We start from the raw sequence: 15,267 nt of genomic DNA on the forward strand, positions 1-15,267 counted from the left end.
GCGAAGTCCTTTCACGCGCCGAGGGTGTGTCCGGCGGCGCGCAGTTCGCGGCGCGTGCGCCCGGCCATGAAGCCCGCGAGCAGCTCCTCGCGGCCCGGGGCGAGTTCGTAGGCCAACAGTTTCCGGGCGGCCAGCGGATCGGTGGGGCCCGCGCCGTAGGAAGGGCACAGATCCGCGACCGGGCACACTCCACACGCCGGTTTGCGCGCGTGGCAGATCCGGCGCCCGTGATAGATCAGTTCGTGGGACAGCTCGGTCCACACCACCGGTGGGAACAGCGCGGCCACGTCGGCCTCGACCTTGACCGGGTCCTCCTGCTCGGTCCAGCCGAGCCGCCGGGCGAGCCTGCCGAAGTGCGTGTCCACGGTGATCCCGGGGACCCCGAACGCATTGCCGAGTACCACGTTCGCCGTCTTGCGCCCCACGCCGGGCAGGGTCACGAGCTCGGCGAGCGTACCCGGGACGCGGCCGTCGTACTCGTCCACGATCCGCGTGGCCAACCCTTGGATGGAACGCGCCTTGGACCGGTAGAACCCGAGCGAGCGCACCCGTTCCTCGACGTCCTCGGCCGGCGCCTCGGCCAGCTCCCTGGGCCCGGGATATGCGGCGAACAATCCCGGCGTCACGGAGTTCACGCGCACGTCGGTGGTCTGCGCGGAGAGCACCGTGGCCACGAGCAGCTGCCAGGCGTCGTCGAAATCCAATTCCGCCACGGCGTACGGATAGCTGCGGGCGAGCTCGCGCTGGATCCGCCGGGCGCGCCGCGTCGTCGCCAACCGCGTTTCACCCCCGGCACGACGACGCCGCCCGGCCGCCTGCTCGGCCTGGCGCGGGGGCACGAAGCGCACGTGGGCAGCGGCGGCCGGGGAGTCCATGTCCTCGATCATGGTGGCCGCCGTGGCGGGGGTCAAACCGCGCGGCCGCCGTGACGGTGCGCGCGACACCGGGCGCCATGGATCGAGCGCGGGCGGGCACCTCGACTAGGCTGGAGAACGAGAATGTGAACTGCACCACGTGCCCGCGAGCGGCACGAGACGGCCCAGGTAAGGAGCACCATGTCCCCGGAATCCGCAGCATCCCAGTCGAAGACCTACGCGCCCAGCGAGGAGTTCGCCGCGCAGGCCAACGCCTCCGCGGACCTCTACCGGCAGGCGGAGGAGCAGGGCGAGGAGTTCTGGGGCAACCAGTCGCGCGAGTTGCTCGCGTGGAACACCCCGTTCACCGAGGTGCTGGACTGGTCCAACCCGCCGTTCGCCAAGTGGTTCCAGGACGGGACCCTGAACGCCGCGTACAACGCGGTGGACCGCCACGTGGAGGCCGGCAACGGCGACCGCGTGGCCCTGTACTTCGAGGGTGAGCCCGGGGACAGCGCGTCCTACACGTACGCGCAGCTCAAGGACGAGGTCTCCAAGGCCGCTAACGCGTTCGAGTCCCTCGGCGTGGGCCGCGGCGACCGCGTGGCCGTGTACATGCCCATGATCGCGGAGGCGGTGATCACCATGCTCGCGTGCGCGCGTATCGGTGCGATCCACTCGGTGGTCTTCGGTGGTTTCTCCGCGGACGCGCTGCGCTCGCGCATCGAGGACGGCGAGGCCAAGCTCGTGGTGACCGCGGACGGTTCCTACCGCCGCGGCAAGCCCACGACCCTCAAACCCGCCGTGGACGACGCCCTGGCCAAGGGCAGCGAGTCCGTCCAGCACGTGGTGGTCGTCAAGCGCAACGGTGAGGACGTCGCGTTCCAGGACGGACGGGACGTGTGGTGGCACGACGCCCTGGAGGGCGCCTCCACCGAGCACACCCCGTCCGATCAGGGCGCGGAGGACCCCCTGTTCATCCTCTACACCTCCGGCACCACGGGTAAGCCCAAGGGCATCCTGCACACCACGGGCGGGTTCCTGACCCAGGCGGCGTTCACGCACAAGAACGTGTTCGACCTCAAGCCGGACACGGACGTCTACTGGTGCACCGCGGACGTCGGGTGGGTCACGGGCCACACCTACATCACCTACGGTCCGCTGCTCAACGGCGCTACCCAGGTGATCTACGAGGGCACCCCGGACTCCCCGCACCGCGGCCGGTTCTGGGAGATCGTGCAGAAGTACGGCGTGACCATCCTCTACACCTCCCCCACCGCGATCCGCACCATGATGAAGTGGGGCGAGGAGATCCCCGCGGAGTGGGACCTCTCCTCCCTGCGCTTGCTCGGCACGGTGGGCGAGGCCATCAACCCCGAGGCCTGGACCTGGTTCCACCGCGTGATCGGTGACGGGCGCTGCCCCATCGTGGACACGTGGTGGCAGACCGAGACCGGCGCGATCATGATCTCCCCGCTGCCCGGCGTCACCCACGCCAAGCCCGGTTCCGCGCAGGTCCCGCTGCCGGGGATCGCCGTGGACGTCGTGGACGACGCCGGCAACTCCCTCCCCAACGAGACCGATGGCTTCCTGGTGGTCCGCAAGCCGTGGCCGTCCATGCTGCGCACCATCTGGGGGGACGACGAGCGCTTCGTCAACACCTACTGGGGTCAGTTCGGTGACAAGTACTTCGCCGGCGACGGCGCCAAGCGGGACGCGGACGGGGACGTCTGGATCCTGGGGCGCGTGGACGACGTCATGAACGTCTCCGGTCACCGCCTGTCCACGCCGGAGATCGAGTCCGCCCTGGTCTCCCACCCCTCGGTCGCGGAAGCCGCCGTGGTGGGCGCCGCGGACGAAACCACGGGCCAGGCGGTCTTCGCGTTCGTGATCCTCTCCGACCAGGCCACCGGCGAGGGCCGGGACAAGGACGAGCTCTCCGAGGAGATCCGCGCGCACGTGGGCCGGGAGATCTCCCCGATCGCCAAGCCCAAGAAGGTGCTGATCGTCCCCGAGCTGCCCAAGACCCGCTCGGGCAAGATCATGCGTCGCCTGCTCAAGGACGTCGCCGAGGACCGCCCCGTGGGTGACGTCTCCACGCTCGCGGACCAGACGGTCATGCAGCAGATCGTGGACTCGCTCGGCCAGAAGTAACCCCGGTTCCGGCGGACGACGCCGCTACGGTGCCTCGCGTGAGGAGGTCACCGTGGCGGCGTCGTCCGTTACGGGGGATTTCTGTGGCGGGGCGTTCGACGGCGCGCGGGGTTCCGCGGCACCGTGCCGTTCGGTGCCGGGGTGTGCGTCGGCCCGGCTCGACCGCGTGATGTTCGACGGCGTCATGTCCTCCGAGGTGGCCGTGTTGTTGAATGGAGCCATGAGTGAGCTGCCGATCCACGTCCTGAACGGGCCCAACCTCAACACCCTGGGCACCCGCAAGCCCGAGATCTACGGGTACACGACCCTTGCGGACGTCGAGCGCAACGTACGCGCCCGTGCGCAGACGTACGGGCTGGACGTGGTGTTCGAGCAGTCCAACTACGAGGGGCAGCTCGTGGACTGGATCCAGCGGGCGCGCACCGAGGCGTGCGGGATCGTGATCAATCCCGCGGCGCTGACGCACTACTCCGTGGCCCTGCACGACGCCCTGGAGATGTGCGAGATGCCGATCGTGGAGGTGCACATCTCCAACGTGCACCGCCGGGAGGCCTTTCGGCACACGTCCTTCGTGTCACCGCAGGCCACGGCCGTGATCGCCGGTGCCGGCGTCCTGGGGTACGAACTGGGCGTGCAGGTGATCGCCAACGAACTGGGCAAGAACATCGAGAGTTAGGACGCACCCATGACCGCAGCAGATCCCCGTTCCGGTGAGCCCCTGGTCTACGGGCGCATCGACGAGTCCTTCCACCAGGTGGCCGCCGCCGTGGTCGAGGAAGTCCTGGTGCGGCTGGGGCACCGGGTCGCCGTGGTCGAGGGACCGCATCCGCAGATGTACCCGCAGCTCGCCGCCGGGGACATGGACCTGTTCGCCGATGCGTGGTTACCCGGCGGCCACGAGGTGTACTGGGAGCAGGTCAAGGACACGTGCAGGGAAGCCGCGGTGCTCTACGAGGGCTGCATGTTCTACTGGGCCGTTCCTGCCTACGTCCCGGAGGAGCTGGTGTCGTCCCTCGAGGACCTGCCCAAGCCCGACGTGGCCGAGCGGATGACCACGCTCACCGTGCAGGGGACCACGCCCGGGGCCGGTCTGACCATGCGCTCCGAGAAACTCATCGAGGCCTACGGACTGGCTGCGCTGGGGTGGCACCAGGAGATCGGTGACCTGCGGGCCATCATCGACACGGTCGACCGGCGCATGGCGGACGAGGACTGGTTCGTCACTCCCTTGTGGCAACCGCAGTACCTCAACGATGTGTACGACCCGCGCCCGCTGCGCGATCCCCTCGGCGCGTTCCCGGACCCGGACCGTGCGTCCCTGTTGGCGCGCACGGCGAGCTGGGAGCGGCTGCCGGAGGAAAGCCGCCGGGTGGTATCCCGCGTGAACTACCCGATCGAGGCCGTGAACGAGATGGACCGCGCGGTGAATCTCGAGGGCAGGAGCCCCCTGCAGGCCGCGCGGGAGTGGATGCAGCGCAACCCGGACACCGTGGACGGCTGGTTCGCCTGAGCTCAGCCACTACCGACAGGACGTCCGCTCAGGACACCACGCACTGACCCGTGGGGACGGACTCCGTGGAGTCCCCCGCCGCGGCGAGGATCTCGGTGACACGAGCCACGGGGATCGCGTACCCCACCTGGTCCGTGACGGCCTTGGCGAAGACCACGCCCACGACCTCACCGTCCGCGTTGAGCAGCGGACCGCCCGAGTTGCCCTGTTCCACGTTGCCCGCGATCTGGATGATGCTGCGGGTCTGGGTCTGCCCCGTGGTCACGTTCTGCACGGGGGCCACCGCCTGACCCTGGATCGTGGCCGGGCGCAGCGTGTAGGGACCACCCAGCGGGTACCCCGCGAAGGACACGGTCTGTCCGCTCGTCACCGAACCCTGCAGGGCCAGGGGTGCCTCGGGCAGATCGGGGACGCGCAGCACCGCGAGGTCGGACGCGGCGTCGTACTGCACGGTCTGCGCACGGTAGACGCGACCGTCGCGCGTCTGGACCACCGGCTGGTCCACGCCCGCGACCACGTGGGCGTTGGTGACCACCGTGCCGGGCTGCGCCACGAAACCCGAGCCCGTCTGGTTCTGGGCGCACTGGGCGGCCGTGCCGTAGACCTGGACCACGGACTGGCCCGCGTCCGCGACGCTCTGGGTGTCCGGGGTGTCCGTAGGGTCCGGGGCGGCCTGGGACGGGAAGAGCAGTTCGTCCAGTTGCCGGATGCCCTGGGCACCGCTGATCGCGTTGCGGGTCTGCGTCATGGCCTGGCGCACGGGTTCCGGGGTGATCTTCTCGATACCGCGCAACACCTGCGAGGAGGCGACCTGTTGGGACAGGGCGGGAAGGCCCAGCTGACCCACGAGCGAACCCACGAGCCCCATGACCAGGGCGGCCACGACCACGTTGAGCACCCCGCCGCCCAGCCGGTCCAGGATCCCGAGTCCCGTCCTCTCGGTGATCCGTGCGAGCGCATTACCCGCGATCGAACCCAGCCACTGCCCCAGGGCCAGGGCCACGAGGACGGTGAGCAGCACGGCCGGGATCCGCCACTCGCCCGAGACGTAGGCGGATACCACGGGTCCGGCCCAGAACGCCACCGCGGCGCCGAGCACGAGTCCCACGAGGGACGCGAACGAGCGGAAGAATCCTCGACTCAGCCCGGCGACGAGATACGCCACCAGCGCCACGATCAGCAGCACGTCCAGGATGTTCAGGGACAGGGTCATCGAAGTCCTCACGGAGGGCGAACACGCGGGGATCGGGTGCGTGCTCAGCCGAGCATACGGTGGGGGCCTGAGTAAATCGTGGATCGTGAACAGTGGGTGAACGTGAGCGGGGACACCCGGAATTCGCGGCACGTTCACACCGGGCATAACCGCCGGGGTGGACCCGGGCGGTGTGAAATTCGTTACGATGGAACATAATCTCAACATGTGCCCCTGTCCGGGCTCATCCGCAATCCGTGAGGAGTTTTACCTTGGATACAGACGTCCTACGCCGCGCTCCGCTGTTCGCTTCCTTGGACGACGAGGCGTTCGCCGCTCTGACCGAGGAGATCACCGAGGTGGACCTCTCCCGCGGTGCCACCCTGTTCTACGAGGGCGATCCGGGCGACCAGCTCTACTTCATCGTCTCCGGCAAGATGAAGCTCGGGCGCACCGCGAGCGACGGCCGGGAGAACCTCGTGGCCGTCATGGGTCCCGGTGAGATCTTCGGCGAGATGGCCCTGTTCGACCCCAGCCCCCGCTCGACCTCCGCGACCGCCGTGTCCGAGACCCGCCTGGCCGGGCTCAAGCACGAGAACCTGCGCAAGGTCATCCAGCGCTCCCCCGAGGTCTCCGCGCAGCTGCTGCAGGCGCTCGCCCGGCGCTTGCGCCGCACCAACGAGAACCTCGCGGACCTCGTGTTCTCGGACGTCCCCGGCCGCGTGGCCAAGGCCCTGCTGGACCTCGCGGACCGCTTCGGCCGCCCCGCCACGGACGGCATCCTGGTGGCCCACGAGCTCACCCAGGAGGAACTCGCCCAGCTCGTGGGTGCCTCCCGCGAGACCGTGAACAAGGCCCTGGCCGAGTTCGTCCAGCGCGGTTGGATCCGCCTCGAGGCGCGCGCCGTGGTCATCCTGGACCTGCAGCGCCTCACGCAGCGCTCCCGCTGACGCCGGCTCTTCCGTCGACGGCGCTCGTGGCACCCGCCACGGGCGCCGTCGCCTCTCACGCGGGGGTGCGGGAGGTCACTCGTCCAGGACGAGGACGGGTTCGCCGTCGCGCAGATCCAGTCGGGGACTCTTGACCCGCAGGTCCCGCCGGGCGGCGAGGAACGCGACCGCCGAGCCGGCCTGCGCGACCGACTCCAGGGCGCACTGCACCCCGGGGGTCGTGAGCTCGTTGATGTCGAAGTGCCAGGGATCCTCGGTGAGGGCGGCGTCCTCCGATTGGCGTCGGAACATCTCGGGGACGGGCGTGGACCACGGGTCCTCGAGCAGGGCGCGCGCGTCCACCCATTCGAGCCACGCTCGGCCGCGCTGCGTGGCCAGCGGCGCGGGGCGTTGACCCACGGGGAGGGCGGCGGCGTAGAACTGCAGGTCCACGCGCTGGTGGACGAAGTCCGAGGTGATCCAGTGGGACAGCGGCCGCAGGCATTCGCTGTGGAACGTGAGGCTGCGCTTGGCCAGGAGATCCGCGAAGGAGATCTCCTCCGCGGCCAACCGCTCCCGGGAGCTCATCCAGTCCGCGCCGTCCACGCTCTCGGCGACACCGCGACCCGGGCTGCCTGCGAGCAGGATCCCGGTCTCCACGAACACCTTGCGTGCGGCGGCCACCACGCTGCGGCGCGTGCGGCCGATGTCCTCCGAGAGCAGCTTGTGGGCCCACTGCGCGGGGCTGGGGCCGTGCCAGTCCAGGGGTTCGTCGTCGCTGCTCTCGCACACCCCGCCGGGGAACGAGAGTGTGCCCATGGACTGGCGGCCCGGGCGGTGGAGCATGAGGGTCTCCACGCCGTGCTCGCCGTCCCGCACGAACACCGTGGCGGCACCGTGGCGGGGAGCGGAACCATGCAGGCCAAGCCCGCGTTCCATCCAGGCCCGGGCGGCCTTGGAGTAGGCGCGGGGCACCGCGAAAATACGTTCGTTCCCGCGGCCCGCGCCCATCGTCAGTGGAACTCGACGATCAGTTCGACCTCCACCGGGGAGTTCAGCGGTAGCACGCTGACGCCCACGGCGGAGCGCGCGTGCACGCCGGCCTCGCCGAACACCCGGCCCAGCAAGGTGGACGCGCCGTCCACCACGGCGGGCTGGCCGTAGAAGTCGGACGCGGAGGCCACGAAACCCGTGACCTTGACGATGCGTTGAATCCGGTCCAGGTCCTCGATCTGGGACTTCACCGCGGCCAGGGCGTTGAGCGCACAGCGTTCGGCGAGCTCGGCGGCCCGTTCCGGGGACACGGTCCCCTCGGCGCCGGAATCGCTCACCACGCCGGTCTCGAGTAGTGACCCGGACACCAGCGGCAGCTGGCCCGCGGTGTAGACGTACTTCCCGCTCACCACGGCCGGGGCGTAGGCCGCGAGCGGCCGGGCCACGCCCGGCAGTTCCAGACCCAACTGTGCGAGCCGGTCCTCGTAGCTCTTGTCCATGATGTCCCCTTCCCCGCGGGTCAGTTCTTGGGCCGCTTGAAGTAGGCGATCGGGTTGGTCTGGACGGGGGCGTTCACGTTGCCCGCGGGGGTGTCCGCGGCCTGCGTGCCGGGCAGGACGGTCACGAGCTCCCAGCCGTCCTCACCCCAGTTGTCCAGGATCTGCTTGGTGGCGTGGATCATCAACGGAACGGTGGCGTATTCCCATGTGGTCATGGCCACCACACTACTGGTCCCGCCCGCAAGGCGCGCCCGGAGCGCTCCCGCGCGGGGTTCGCGGGCCGTGTGACCCCCCTCTCCGGTACACGATTCGCACAGGACCCGGCCTATAGACTGGCCCAATGGCATCACGCAACAACTCGGGCTCCGAGCCCACCTCGGTACTGGGCAACATCGTGGCGTTCATCGCCGTGTCGGTGGTTGCCGGGGTGGTGGCAGCCGGACTCCTCGTTCCCCCCGCCGCGGCCGCCGGGCTGGCCGCCAATGCGTCCATCGGCTGGTTCAAGTCCCTTCCCGCGGAAATGGAGATGGGCCCCCTCTCCCGTTCCTCCACCGTGGTGGCCAAGGACGGTTCCGAGATCGCCACGTTCTTCGCGCAGAACCGGGAACCGGTCTCTCTGAACCAGATCTCCCCCAACATGAAGAAGGCGCTGCTGTCCATCGAGGACCGCGACTTCTACGACCACGGCGGCGTGGACCCGTGGGGCATCGTGCGTGCCATGGGCAACAACGTGTTGCGTCCCAGCAACCGCCAGGGTGCCTCCACCATCACGCAGCAGTACGTGAACAACCTGATCATCGATCAGCAGGTCCGGGCCGGTGAGAAGGCCAGCACCATCGGTGCGGACAAGGGCATCGTGGACAAGATCAAGGAGATCAAGCTCGCGCTGTCCATGGAGCAGGAGAAGTCCAAGGACGAGATCCTGGAGGGCTACCTCAACATCGTGCTCTTCGGCGGGCAGAACTACGGTGTGCAGGCGGCGTCCGAGTACTACTGGGGCATCCCGGCCTCCGAGCTGAGCATCGCGCAGGCTGCGACCCTCGCGGGCATGGTGCAGTCCCCCAACTACTACGATCCACAGGTCAACCCGGAGGCCTCCGTGCAGCGGCGCAACGTGGTGCTGGACACCATGGTTCAGACCGGCGCGATCACGCAGCAGCAAGCGGACCAGGCGGCGCGCGAGCCCCTCAACCTGGACATCCACCCCACGAGCTCCGGGTGCTCGGCCGCGCGCACCGCCCCCTACTTCTGTGACTACGTGGAGAACGAGGTCATGCAGTCCAACTCGTTCGGCGCCACGCCGGAGGAGCGCCTGGCCACGCTGCAGCGCGGCGGTCTGACGATCACCACCACCCTGGATCCCAAGGCCCAGCGTGCCGCGGACGAGCAGGTCAACGCGACCCAGCCCAAGGACAACAACCCGGACAACGTCTCCACGGCGCTGATCTCCCTGGAGCCCCGTAACGGTCACATCGTGTCCATGGCGCAGAACACCAACTACTCCGCCGCGGAGGGCAACTCCAACACCACGTACAACTTCAACGTGGACAGCTCCATGGGCGGCGCCGGTGGGTTCCAGGTGGGCTCCACGTTCAAGCCGTTCACCCTGGCCCAGTGGATCAACGCGGGCAAGGGCATCAAGGCGAGCGTGGACGCGCGCCGTCTGCACTACCCCGCGGACTTCCGATGGAAGGCCTCGTGCCTGCCCAACGGGTACAAGATCGAACCGGGTGAGAACGGCAACGGCTTCAGCTTCCAGAACGCGACCGAGGGTTACGCCCGGGTCATGGACGTGGACTACGGCATCTACAACTCCATCAACTCGGCGCTGTACGCCATGGCCGCGGACCTGGACCTGTGCGAGATCGGTGAGCTGACCAAGGCCATGGGCATCCACGACGGCAAGACCGGTGATCCGGTGGACACCACCGTCCTGTCCTCCCTGCTGGGTGGTTCCGTGGACATCTCCCCCATGACCATGGCGCGCGCCTTCTCCGGTTTCGCGAACGACGGCGTGATGTGCGAACCCCGCGCGGTCACCAAGGTCGTGGACTACACCGGCAAGAACTACGACGTCCCCGGTGACAGCTGTGAACAGGTCATCAAGAAGGAGGTCGCCCAGGGCGTGAACGAGGTGCTCAAGCAGGTGCTCGTGCGCGGTTCCGGGTGGCAGCGTTCGATCGGTATGCCGGATGCCTCCGCGGCCAAGACCGGTACCACCGACAACTCGACCCAGACATGGATGCTCGGCTACACCAAGGGCCTCGCGACCGCTTCGTGGGTGGGTAACTACGAGTTCGGTTCCCGCTCCCTCAACGGCCTGAGCATCGGCGGCCGGACCGGCGGTTCGGGTACCGAGTGGGTGGACGGTGCCACGTACGCGGGTGGCCAGTGGCAGAACTACATGAAGGCCGTCGCCCCCGATTACGACACCTCCAAGTTCTCCTCCCCGCCGTCCAGTGTGATGTCGGAGCGCAAGTAGTGGCGGACCCCACCGCTCCCGCCCCGGTCGCGCGCTCCCTCGCGGCGGCCGGGGCGGGCTTGTTCGCCGCGGGCGCCGGGACGCTCGCGTGGGCCTCGCTCGGGGAGCGGCGTCGTTTCCAGCTGCGCCAGGAGACCGTGCGCGTGCTCCCGGAGGGCTCGCGGCCCGTGCGGATCCTGCACATCTCCGACCTGCACACCGTGCCCGGGCAGGAGGCCAAGAAGCGGTTCGTGCATTCGCTCGCCGCCCTGCGCCCGGACCTCGTGATCGACACCGGCGACAACCTGTCCCACCTGCGCGCCCTGCCGTACCTGCTCGAGATCCTGGAACCGCTGTTCGCGTTCCCCGGGGTGTACGTCCCGGGGTCCAACTGCTACTTCGCGCCGCAGCCCAAGAATCCCGCGCGCTACCTGTGGCGCACCACGAGCGGTGAGAAGTCGGACGAGGCCCCGCGGTTGCCCACCGAGGACATGCACCGCGCGTTCGACGAGCGCGGCTGGACGGGTCTGATCAACCGCGCCGAGCGGCTGAGCATCGCGGACACCGTGATCGACTTCTCCGGCGTGGACGACCCCCACCTGCGCTTCGACCGGCACCCGGGGTTCCCGCGCGAGCAGGACGGGCCGGCCCACGTGCGGATCGGTGTGGCGCACGCACCGTACGTCCGCACGCTGGATCGTTTCGCCGCCGACGGCGCGGACATCGTCTTCGCGGGTCACACCCACGGCGGTCAGGTCTGCCTCCCCGGGGGCCGGGCGCTCGTGAGCAATTGCGACCTGGATCCCGCGATCTGCAAGGGGCTGATCTCCCACAGGGGCGTCCCGGTGAACATCTCCCAGGGCCTCGGCGAGTCACGCTTCGCCCCGGTGCGGCTTTTCTGCCCACCACAGGCCGTTCTGGTTACGCTCACGGACTAAGGTTCTTCCCATGGCATCGATTCGACTCCCCCTCCCCACGCGCCGACCCGACGACGCCGCCCCGGCTCCCAGCGACTCTCCGCTGGACCGCGCGGTGGCGAGGATCGAACGGGAGTGCGGCAGCGGCGTCGTCGTCACCGGGGAGCTGGAGCGGCGCGCGGTGGCCCACGACGCCTCCCACTACCTGATGCAGCCCCGCGCGGTGCTGCGCCCGCGGGACACGCACGAGGTGGGGCGGATCTTCGCCGCGGCCGCGGACACGGACGCTGGCCTGACCCTGCGCTCGGGCGGCACGTCCCTGTCGGGGCAGTCCGTCACGGACCAGATCCTCGTGGACGTCCGCCGCCACTTCAAGAGCGTGGAGGTCCTGGATCGGGGTGCCCGCGTGCGCGTGCAACCGGGGGTCACCGTGCGTCAGGTCAATGCGCGGCTGGCTCCGCACGGGCGGGCGCTGGGCCCGGATCCGGCCAGCGAGTCCGCGTGCACGCTGGGCGGAGTGGTGGCCGACAACTCCTCCGGGATGGCGTGCGGCACCGAGTTCAACACGTACCGCACCCTGGAGTCCATGGTGCTCGTGTTGCCCTCCGGCACGGTGCTGGACACCGCCGCCCCGGATGCTGGTGAGCAGCTGCGGGCCCGAGAGCCCGACCTGTTCGAGGGCCTGCTCCGGCTGCGGGACCGCGTGCGGGGCAATCCGGAGTCCGTGCGGACCATCCAGCGACTGTTCGCCATGAAGAACACCATGGGCTACGGACTGAACTCGTTCCTGGACCACGAGGACCCTGTGGCCATCCTGGAGCACCTCATGATCGGCTCGGAGGGCACCCTGGGGTTCGTGGCGAGCGCGACCCTGCGCACCGTGCCCGTGCACCCGCACGTGGCCACCGGCCTGCTGGTGTTCCCCACCGTGGTGGCCGCCACGAGTGCCGTTCCGGATTTGGTGGGCTCGCAGTGCGCCACCCTGGAGCTGATGGACGCCACGTCCCTGGCGGTCTCGCAGCGCACCGGGCTCGCGCCGCCCGCGATCATGGACATCCCCGTGGACCAGCAGGCCGCCCTGCTCGTGGAGTACCAGGCGGACACCGAGGCGGAGGTCCGGGAACTGGCGGAGGCGGCGTCGTCCACCTTCGATGCGCTCGAGCTGGCCGGGCCGGTGGCCCTGACCACCGACCCCCGCGAGCGCGCGAGCCTGTGGACCGTGCGCAAGGGGCTCTACACCACCGTGGCGGGCAACCGACCGCAGGGCACCAACGCGCTGCTCGAAGACGTGGTGGTGCCGGTGGACCAGCTGGGCGGCACGTGCGAGGAGCTCACCGGACTCTTCGACGCCCACGGCTACCGGGACTCGGTGATCTTCGGCCACGCCAAGGACGGCAACGTCCACTTCATGCTCAACGAGCAGTTCGATGATCCCGCTTCGCTACGCCGTTACGAGCAGTTCACCGAGGAGATGGTGGAGCTCATCCTGGGCCGCGGGGGCTCGCTCAAGGCCGAGCACGGGACCGGGCGGATCATGGCCCCGTTCGTGCGGCGGCAGTACGGGGACGAGCTGTACTCGGTGATGGTGGAGCTGAAGGCCCTGATCGATCCCGGCAACCGTTTCAACCCCGGGGTGATCCTCACCGAGGACCCGCGCGCGTACCTGCGCGATCTCAAGACCGCGCCGGCCGTGGAGGAGGAGGTGGACCGGTGCGTGGAATGCGGGTACTGCGAACCGGTGTGCCCTTCCCGGGACCTCACGCTCACGCCGCGCCAGCGCATCGTGGGGCGCCGCGAGATCGCGGACGCCGAGGCGCGCGGTGAGCACGAGCTGGCCGGGCGGATGCGGCGCGAGTTCGACTACGACGGGCTGCAGACGTGCGCGGTGGACGGCATGTGCGTGACCGCGTGCCCCGTGGACATCAATACGGGTGACCTGGTGCGCCGGCTGCGGAGCGAGAACCGTTCCGCGGTCGCGGACCTCGTGTGGGCGGGGCTCGCCCGGGCGTGGTCCGTGACCGTCCCGGGCGCGGCGTTCGCACTGTCCCTGGCTCGGCGGATGCCCGCCGCGCTGCCGGTCAGTGCAACCTCGGTGGCCCGCTCTGTCCTCGGGACGGACACCGTCCCCCGCTACTCCCCTCGCCTGCCCGCGGGCGGTCGCTCCCGTGCCGGATTGACGACGGCGCCCGCGAACGTCCCCGCTGACCGTGCCCGGGCCGTGTTCTTCCCCGCGTGCATCGGGGCCATGTTCGGCACGGTGCACGGGGAGGGACCGTCGGTGTCCGAGGCGTTCCTCATGTTGTGTGAGCGGGCCGGCGTGAGCGTGCACGTTCCCGAGGGCATCACCTCCGCGTGCTGCGGTACGCCGTGGAAGTCCAAGGGCCTGCCCTCCGGGTATCAGACCATGTCCCGACGGACCCTCGAGACCCTGTGGGAGGCCTCCGAGCACGGCACACTCCCGGTGGTGTGCGATGCCTCCTCGTGCACCGAGGGGCTCATCACCATGCGAGAACTGGCGGCGAACTCGCCCCGGTATGCCGGACTGCGGTTTTTGGACGCGGTGCAGTTCGTGGCCGAGCACGTGCTGGACGGGTTGACCGTGGCCTCGCCGGTGGGCGCGCTCGCGGTGCACCCCACGTGTTCGTCCGTACAACTGGGGATCAACGATCACCTCCTGCGCGTGGCCGGCGCGTGCGCCGAGCGCGCCACCGTCCCCTTCGCGTGGGGGTGCTGCGGGTACGCGGGCGACCGCGGCATGCTGCATCCCGAACTCACGGCAGCCGCCACGGCCCCCGAGGCGGCGGAGATCCGGTTAGAGGATTTTGATGCATATGCATCTTTGAATCGCACGTGCGAGCAGGGCATGACCGAGGCCACGGGCAAACCCTACGAGCACGTCCTACAGGTGCTCGAGCGGGTCAGCCGCTGACGCCCCTCTGTGGCCTCGTGGGATTTCACATTCGTCCCGTGCTGCCGCTATGCTGGAGCAGTTGTTCGCGGCTCGGCCGTGCAACATCGGGATGTGGCGCAGCTTGGTAGCGCGCGTCGTTCGGGACGACGAGGTCGCAGGTTCAAATCCTGTCATCCCGACCAAGGTCGCTTTACTTGAACCATGGTCCAAGTAGATCGACCCAAGTGACACAGACAGAGGTGCCCCTGAGAAATCAGGGGCATTTCTCATGTCCGCATCGATCCGGCCAGGACGTGTCAGAACGTCCGAAATCGGCGCCTGGGGGGACGATGGCGTCGACGTTGGTCCAGACGTCGTCTCGGTCACAACGTACGACCGGAAGGCGGTCTGGGCGGCCATGATGTCCGCGTACGGATCGTTGAGGACACCCTGGGCCGGACCATGTTCGTCCACATAGAAGCGGCGGAAGAAGGCTTCGTTCATCAGCCGGCGCACGCGGTCCGTGGTGCGCTCGTAGCTTTGACGAGGACTTCCCAGCTGCGCCAGCGCCTGAGTGATCACCTTTGTGCCCAGCTCGAGCCGATGGTTGGTCGTAGACAGCTGTTCCTCGATCCGCACCCTTTGCATCCGATACTCGTTGGAGAGCTGGCGCACCTTGTCGATCGGCAGGATCCCCTCGGCGGCCAAGGTGACCAGGCGACGCTCCTTGTCGTCCACCTCAGCAAGCTGGTTTTGGAGTCGAGCGAAGAATTCATGCGTGTCAGCGTGCTCGTTTTCAAGGCTCTCCCGGAGCCTTTGAGAGATGTCGGACTCGAAGTCTTGGTCGAGCCGTAGCTGGGCGTAGGC

General features: G+C 69.0%; 13 protein-coding genes and 1 tRNA gene. 9 read left to right on the top strand and 5 right to left on the bottom strand.

Translation table 11 applies throughout. The annotated features are described in order from the left end of the window. Positions 1-11 precede the first annotated feature (11 nt). The gene (nth, locus tag AS25_RS11255; protein ID WP_035965206.1) at positions 12-875 is read right to left on the bottom strand and encodes an endonuclease III; all 864 of its coding nucleotides are present in this window, start codon (positions 873-875) and stop codon (positions 12-14) included. A gap of 180 nt (positions 876-1,055) precedes the next feature. Here nth and acs point away from each other — a divergent pair, with 180 nt between their 5' ends. The 3 genes from acs (at position 1,056) to AS25_RS11270 (ending at position 4,518) form a co-directional block, all read left to right on the top strand. Continuing rightward, positions 1,056-3,008: an acetate--CoA ligase gene (gene acs, locus AS25_RS11260; protein ID WP_035965154.1), complete on the top strand. Its 1,953-nt coding sequence runs from the start codon at positions 1,056-1,058 to the stop codon at positions 3,006-3,008. Between the two features lie 220 nt (positions 3,009-3,228). After that, entirely contained in the window at positions 3,229-3,684 is a 456-nt protein-coding gene (gene aroQ / locus AS25_RS11265) for a type II 3-dehydroquinate dehydratase (protein ID WP_035965207.1), read from the top strand. Positions 3,685-3,693: 9 nt separating this feature from the next. Further along, positions 3,694-4,518, top strand: coding sequence for a glycine betaine ABC transporter substrate-binding protein (locus tag AS25_RS11270; RefSeq protein WP_052160945.1), 825 nt, complete (start codon positions 3,694-3,696; stop codon positions 4,516-4,518). 28 nt (positions 4,519-4,546) lie between these two features. Here the strand turns inward: AS25_RS11270 and AS25_RS11275 are convergent, their stop codons facing one another. Beyond that, positions 4,547-5,731 carry a MarP family serine protease gene (locus AS25_RS11275; protein ID WP_035965155.1) on the bottom strand — a complete coding sequence of 395 codons (1,185 nt, stop codon included), beginning with the start codon at positions 5,729-5,731 and terminating at the stop codon, positions 4,547-4,549. A gap of 251 nt (positions 5,732-5,982) precedes the next feature. Here AS25_RS11275 and AS25_RS11280 point away from each other — a divergent pair, with 251 nt between their 5' ends. Further along, positions 5,983-6,660 carry a Crp/Fnr family transcriptional regulator gene (locus tag AS25_RS11280; protein ID WP_035965156.1) on the top strand — a complete coding sequence of 226 codons (678 nt, stop codon included), beginning with the start codon at positions 5,983-5,985 and terminating at the stop codon, positions 6,658-6,660. A 75-nt stretch (positions 6,661-6,735) separates the two neighbouring features. Here the strand turns inward: AS25_RS11280 and AS25_RS11285 are convergent, their stop codons facing one another. From AS25_RS11285 to AS25_RS11295, 3 genes are read right to left on the bottom strand one after another with little or no spacing between them, the layout of a single operon-like run. After that, positions 6,736-7,614 (bottom strand): NUDIX hydrolase, encoded by an 879-nt coding sequence (locus AS25_RS11285; RefSeq protein WP_253270565.1) that lies wholly within the window; start codon positions 7,612-7,614, stop codon positions 6,736-6,738. 38 nt (positions 7,615-7,652) lie between these two features. Beyond that, positions 7,653-8,132 (bottom strand): RidA family protein, encoded by a 480-nt coding sequence (locus AS25_RS11290; protein WP_052160946.1) that lies wholly within the window; start codon positions 8,130-8,132, stop codon positions 7,653-7,655. Positions 8,133-8,152: 20 nt separating this feature from the next. Further along, on the bottom strand, positions 8,153-8,347 hold the full coding sequence (locus tag AS25_RS11295) for a DUF4177 domain-containing protein (protein ID WP_035965209.1): 195 nt from the start codon (positions 8,345-8,347) through the stop codon (positions 8,153-8,155). A gap of 125 nt (positions 8,348-8,472) precedes the next feature. On the opposite strand from AS25_RS11295, the gene AS25_RS11300 reads away from it, so the two are divergent. The 5 genes from AS25_RS11300 to AS25_RS13900 all read left to right on the top strand — a co-directional run bounded on the left by AS25_RS11300 (position 8,473) and on the right by AS25_RS13900 (position 15,255). Further along, positions 8,473-10,614 carry a transglycosylase domain-containing protein gene (locus tag AS25_RS11300; protein WP_035965160.1) on the top strand — a complete coding sequence of 714 codons (2,142 nt, stop codon included), beginning with the start codon at positions 8,473-8,475 and terminating at the stop codon, positions 10,612-10,614. Continuing rightward, entirely contained in the window at positions 10,614-11,531 is a 918-nt protein-coding gene (locus AS25_RS11305; RefSeq protein ID WP_035965163.1) for a metallophosphoesterase, read from the top strand. Before AS25_RS11300 ends, AS25_RS11305 begins: the two co-directional genes overlap by 1 nt. Positions 11,532-11,541: 10 nt before the next feature. Continuing rightward, entirely contained in the window at positions 11,542-14,439 is a 2,898-nt protein-coding gene (locus tag AS25_RS11310) for an FAD-binding and (Fe-S)-binding domain-containing protein (RefSeq protein WP_035965164.1), read from the top strand. Between the two features lie 87 nt (positions 14,440-14,526). Further along, positions 14,527-14,603 (top strand) — tRNA-Pro (locus tag AS25_RS11315). A gap of 259 nt (positions 14,604-14,862) precedes the next feature. After that, complete coding sequence (locus tag AS25_RS13900; protein WP_052160947.1) at positions 14,863-15,255, top strand: hypothetical protein; 393 nt, start codon at positions 14,863-14,865, stop codon at positions 15,253-15,255. Positions 15,256-15,267: the final 12 nt, after the last annotated feature.

Source organism: Kocuria marina (genome assembly GCF_000786655.1).
GTDB classification, from domain to species: Bacteria; Actinomycetota; Actinomycetes; order Actinomycetales; family Micrococcaceae; genus Kocuria; species Kocuria marina_A.

Excerpts from the sequence above, each read along its gene's own strand:
- AS25_RS11290 (WP_052160946.1), bottom strand. The coding sequence starts at position 8,132 with ATGGACAAGAGCTACGAGGACCGGCTCGCACAGTTGGGTCTGGAACTG.
- AS25_RS13900 (WP_052160947.1), top strand. The coding sequence starts at position 14,863 with ATGTTCGTCCACATAGAAGCGGCGGAAGAAGGCTTCGTTCATCAGCCG.
- AS25_RS11310 (WP_035965164.1), top strand. The coding sequence starts at position 11,542 with ATGGCATCGATTCGACTCCCCCTCCCCACGCGCCGACCCGACGACGCC.
- AS25_RS11295 (WP_035965209.1), bottom strand. The coding sequence starts at position 8,347 with ATGACCACATGGGAATACGCCACCGTTCCGTTGATGATCCACGCCACC.
- nth (WP_035965206.1), bottom strand. The coding sequence starts at position 875 with ATGGACTCCCCGGCCGCCGCTGCCCACGTGCGCTTCGTGCCCCCGCGC.
- acs (WP_035965154.1), top strand. The coding sequence starts at position 1,056 with ATGTCCCCGGAATCCGCAGCATCCCAGTCGAAGACCTACGCGCCCAGC.
- AS25_RS11300 (WP_035965160.1), top strand. The coding sequence starts at position 8,473 with ATGGCATCACGCAACAACTCGGGCTCCGAGCCCACCTCGGTACTGGGC.
- aroQ (WP_035965207.1), top strand. The coding sequence starts at position 3,229 with ATGAGTGAGCTGCCGATCCACGTCCTGAACGGGCCCAACCTCAACACC.
- AS25_RS11270 (WP_052160945.1), top strand. The coding sequence starts at position 3,694 with ATGACCGCAGCAGATCCCCGTTCCGGTGAGCCCCTGGTCTACGGGCGC.
- AS25_RS11275 (WP_035965155.1), bottom strand. The coding sequence starts at position 5,731 with ATGACCCTGTCCCTGAACATCCTGGACGTGCTGCTGATCGTGGCGCTG.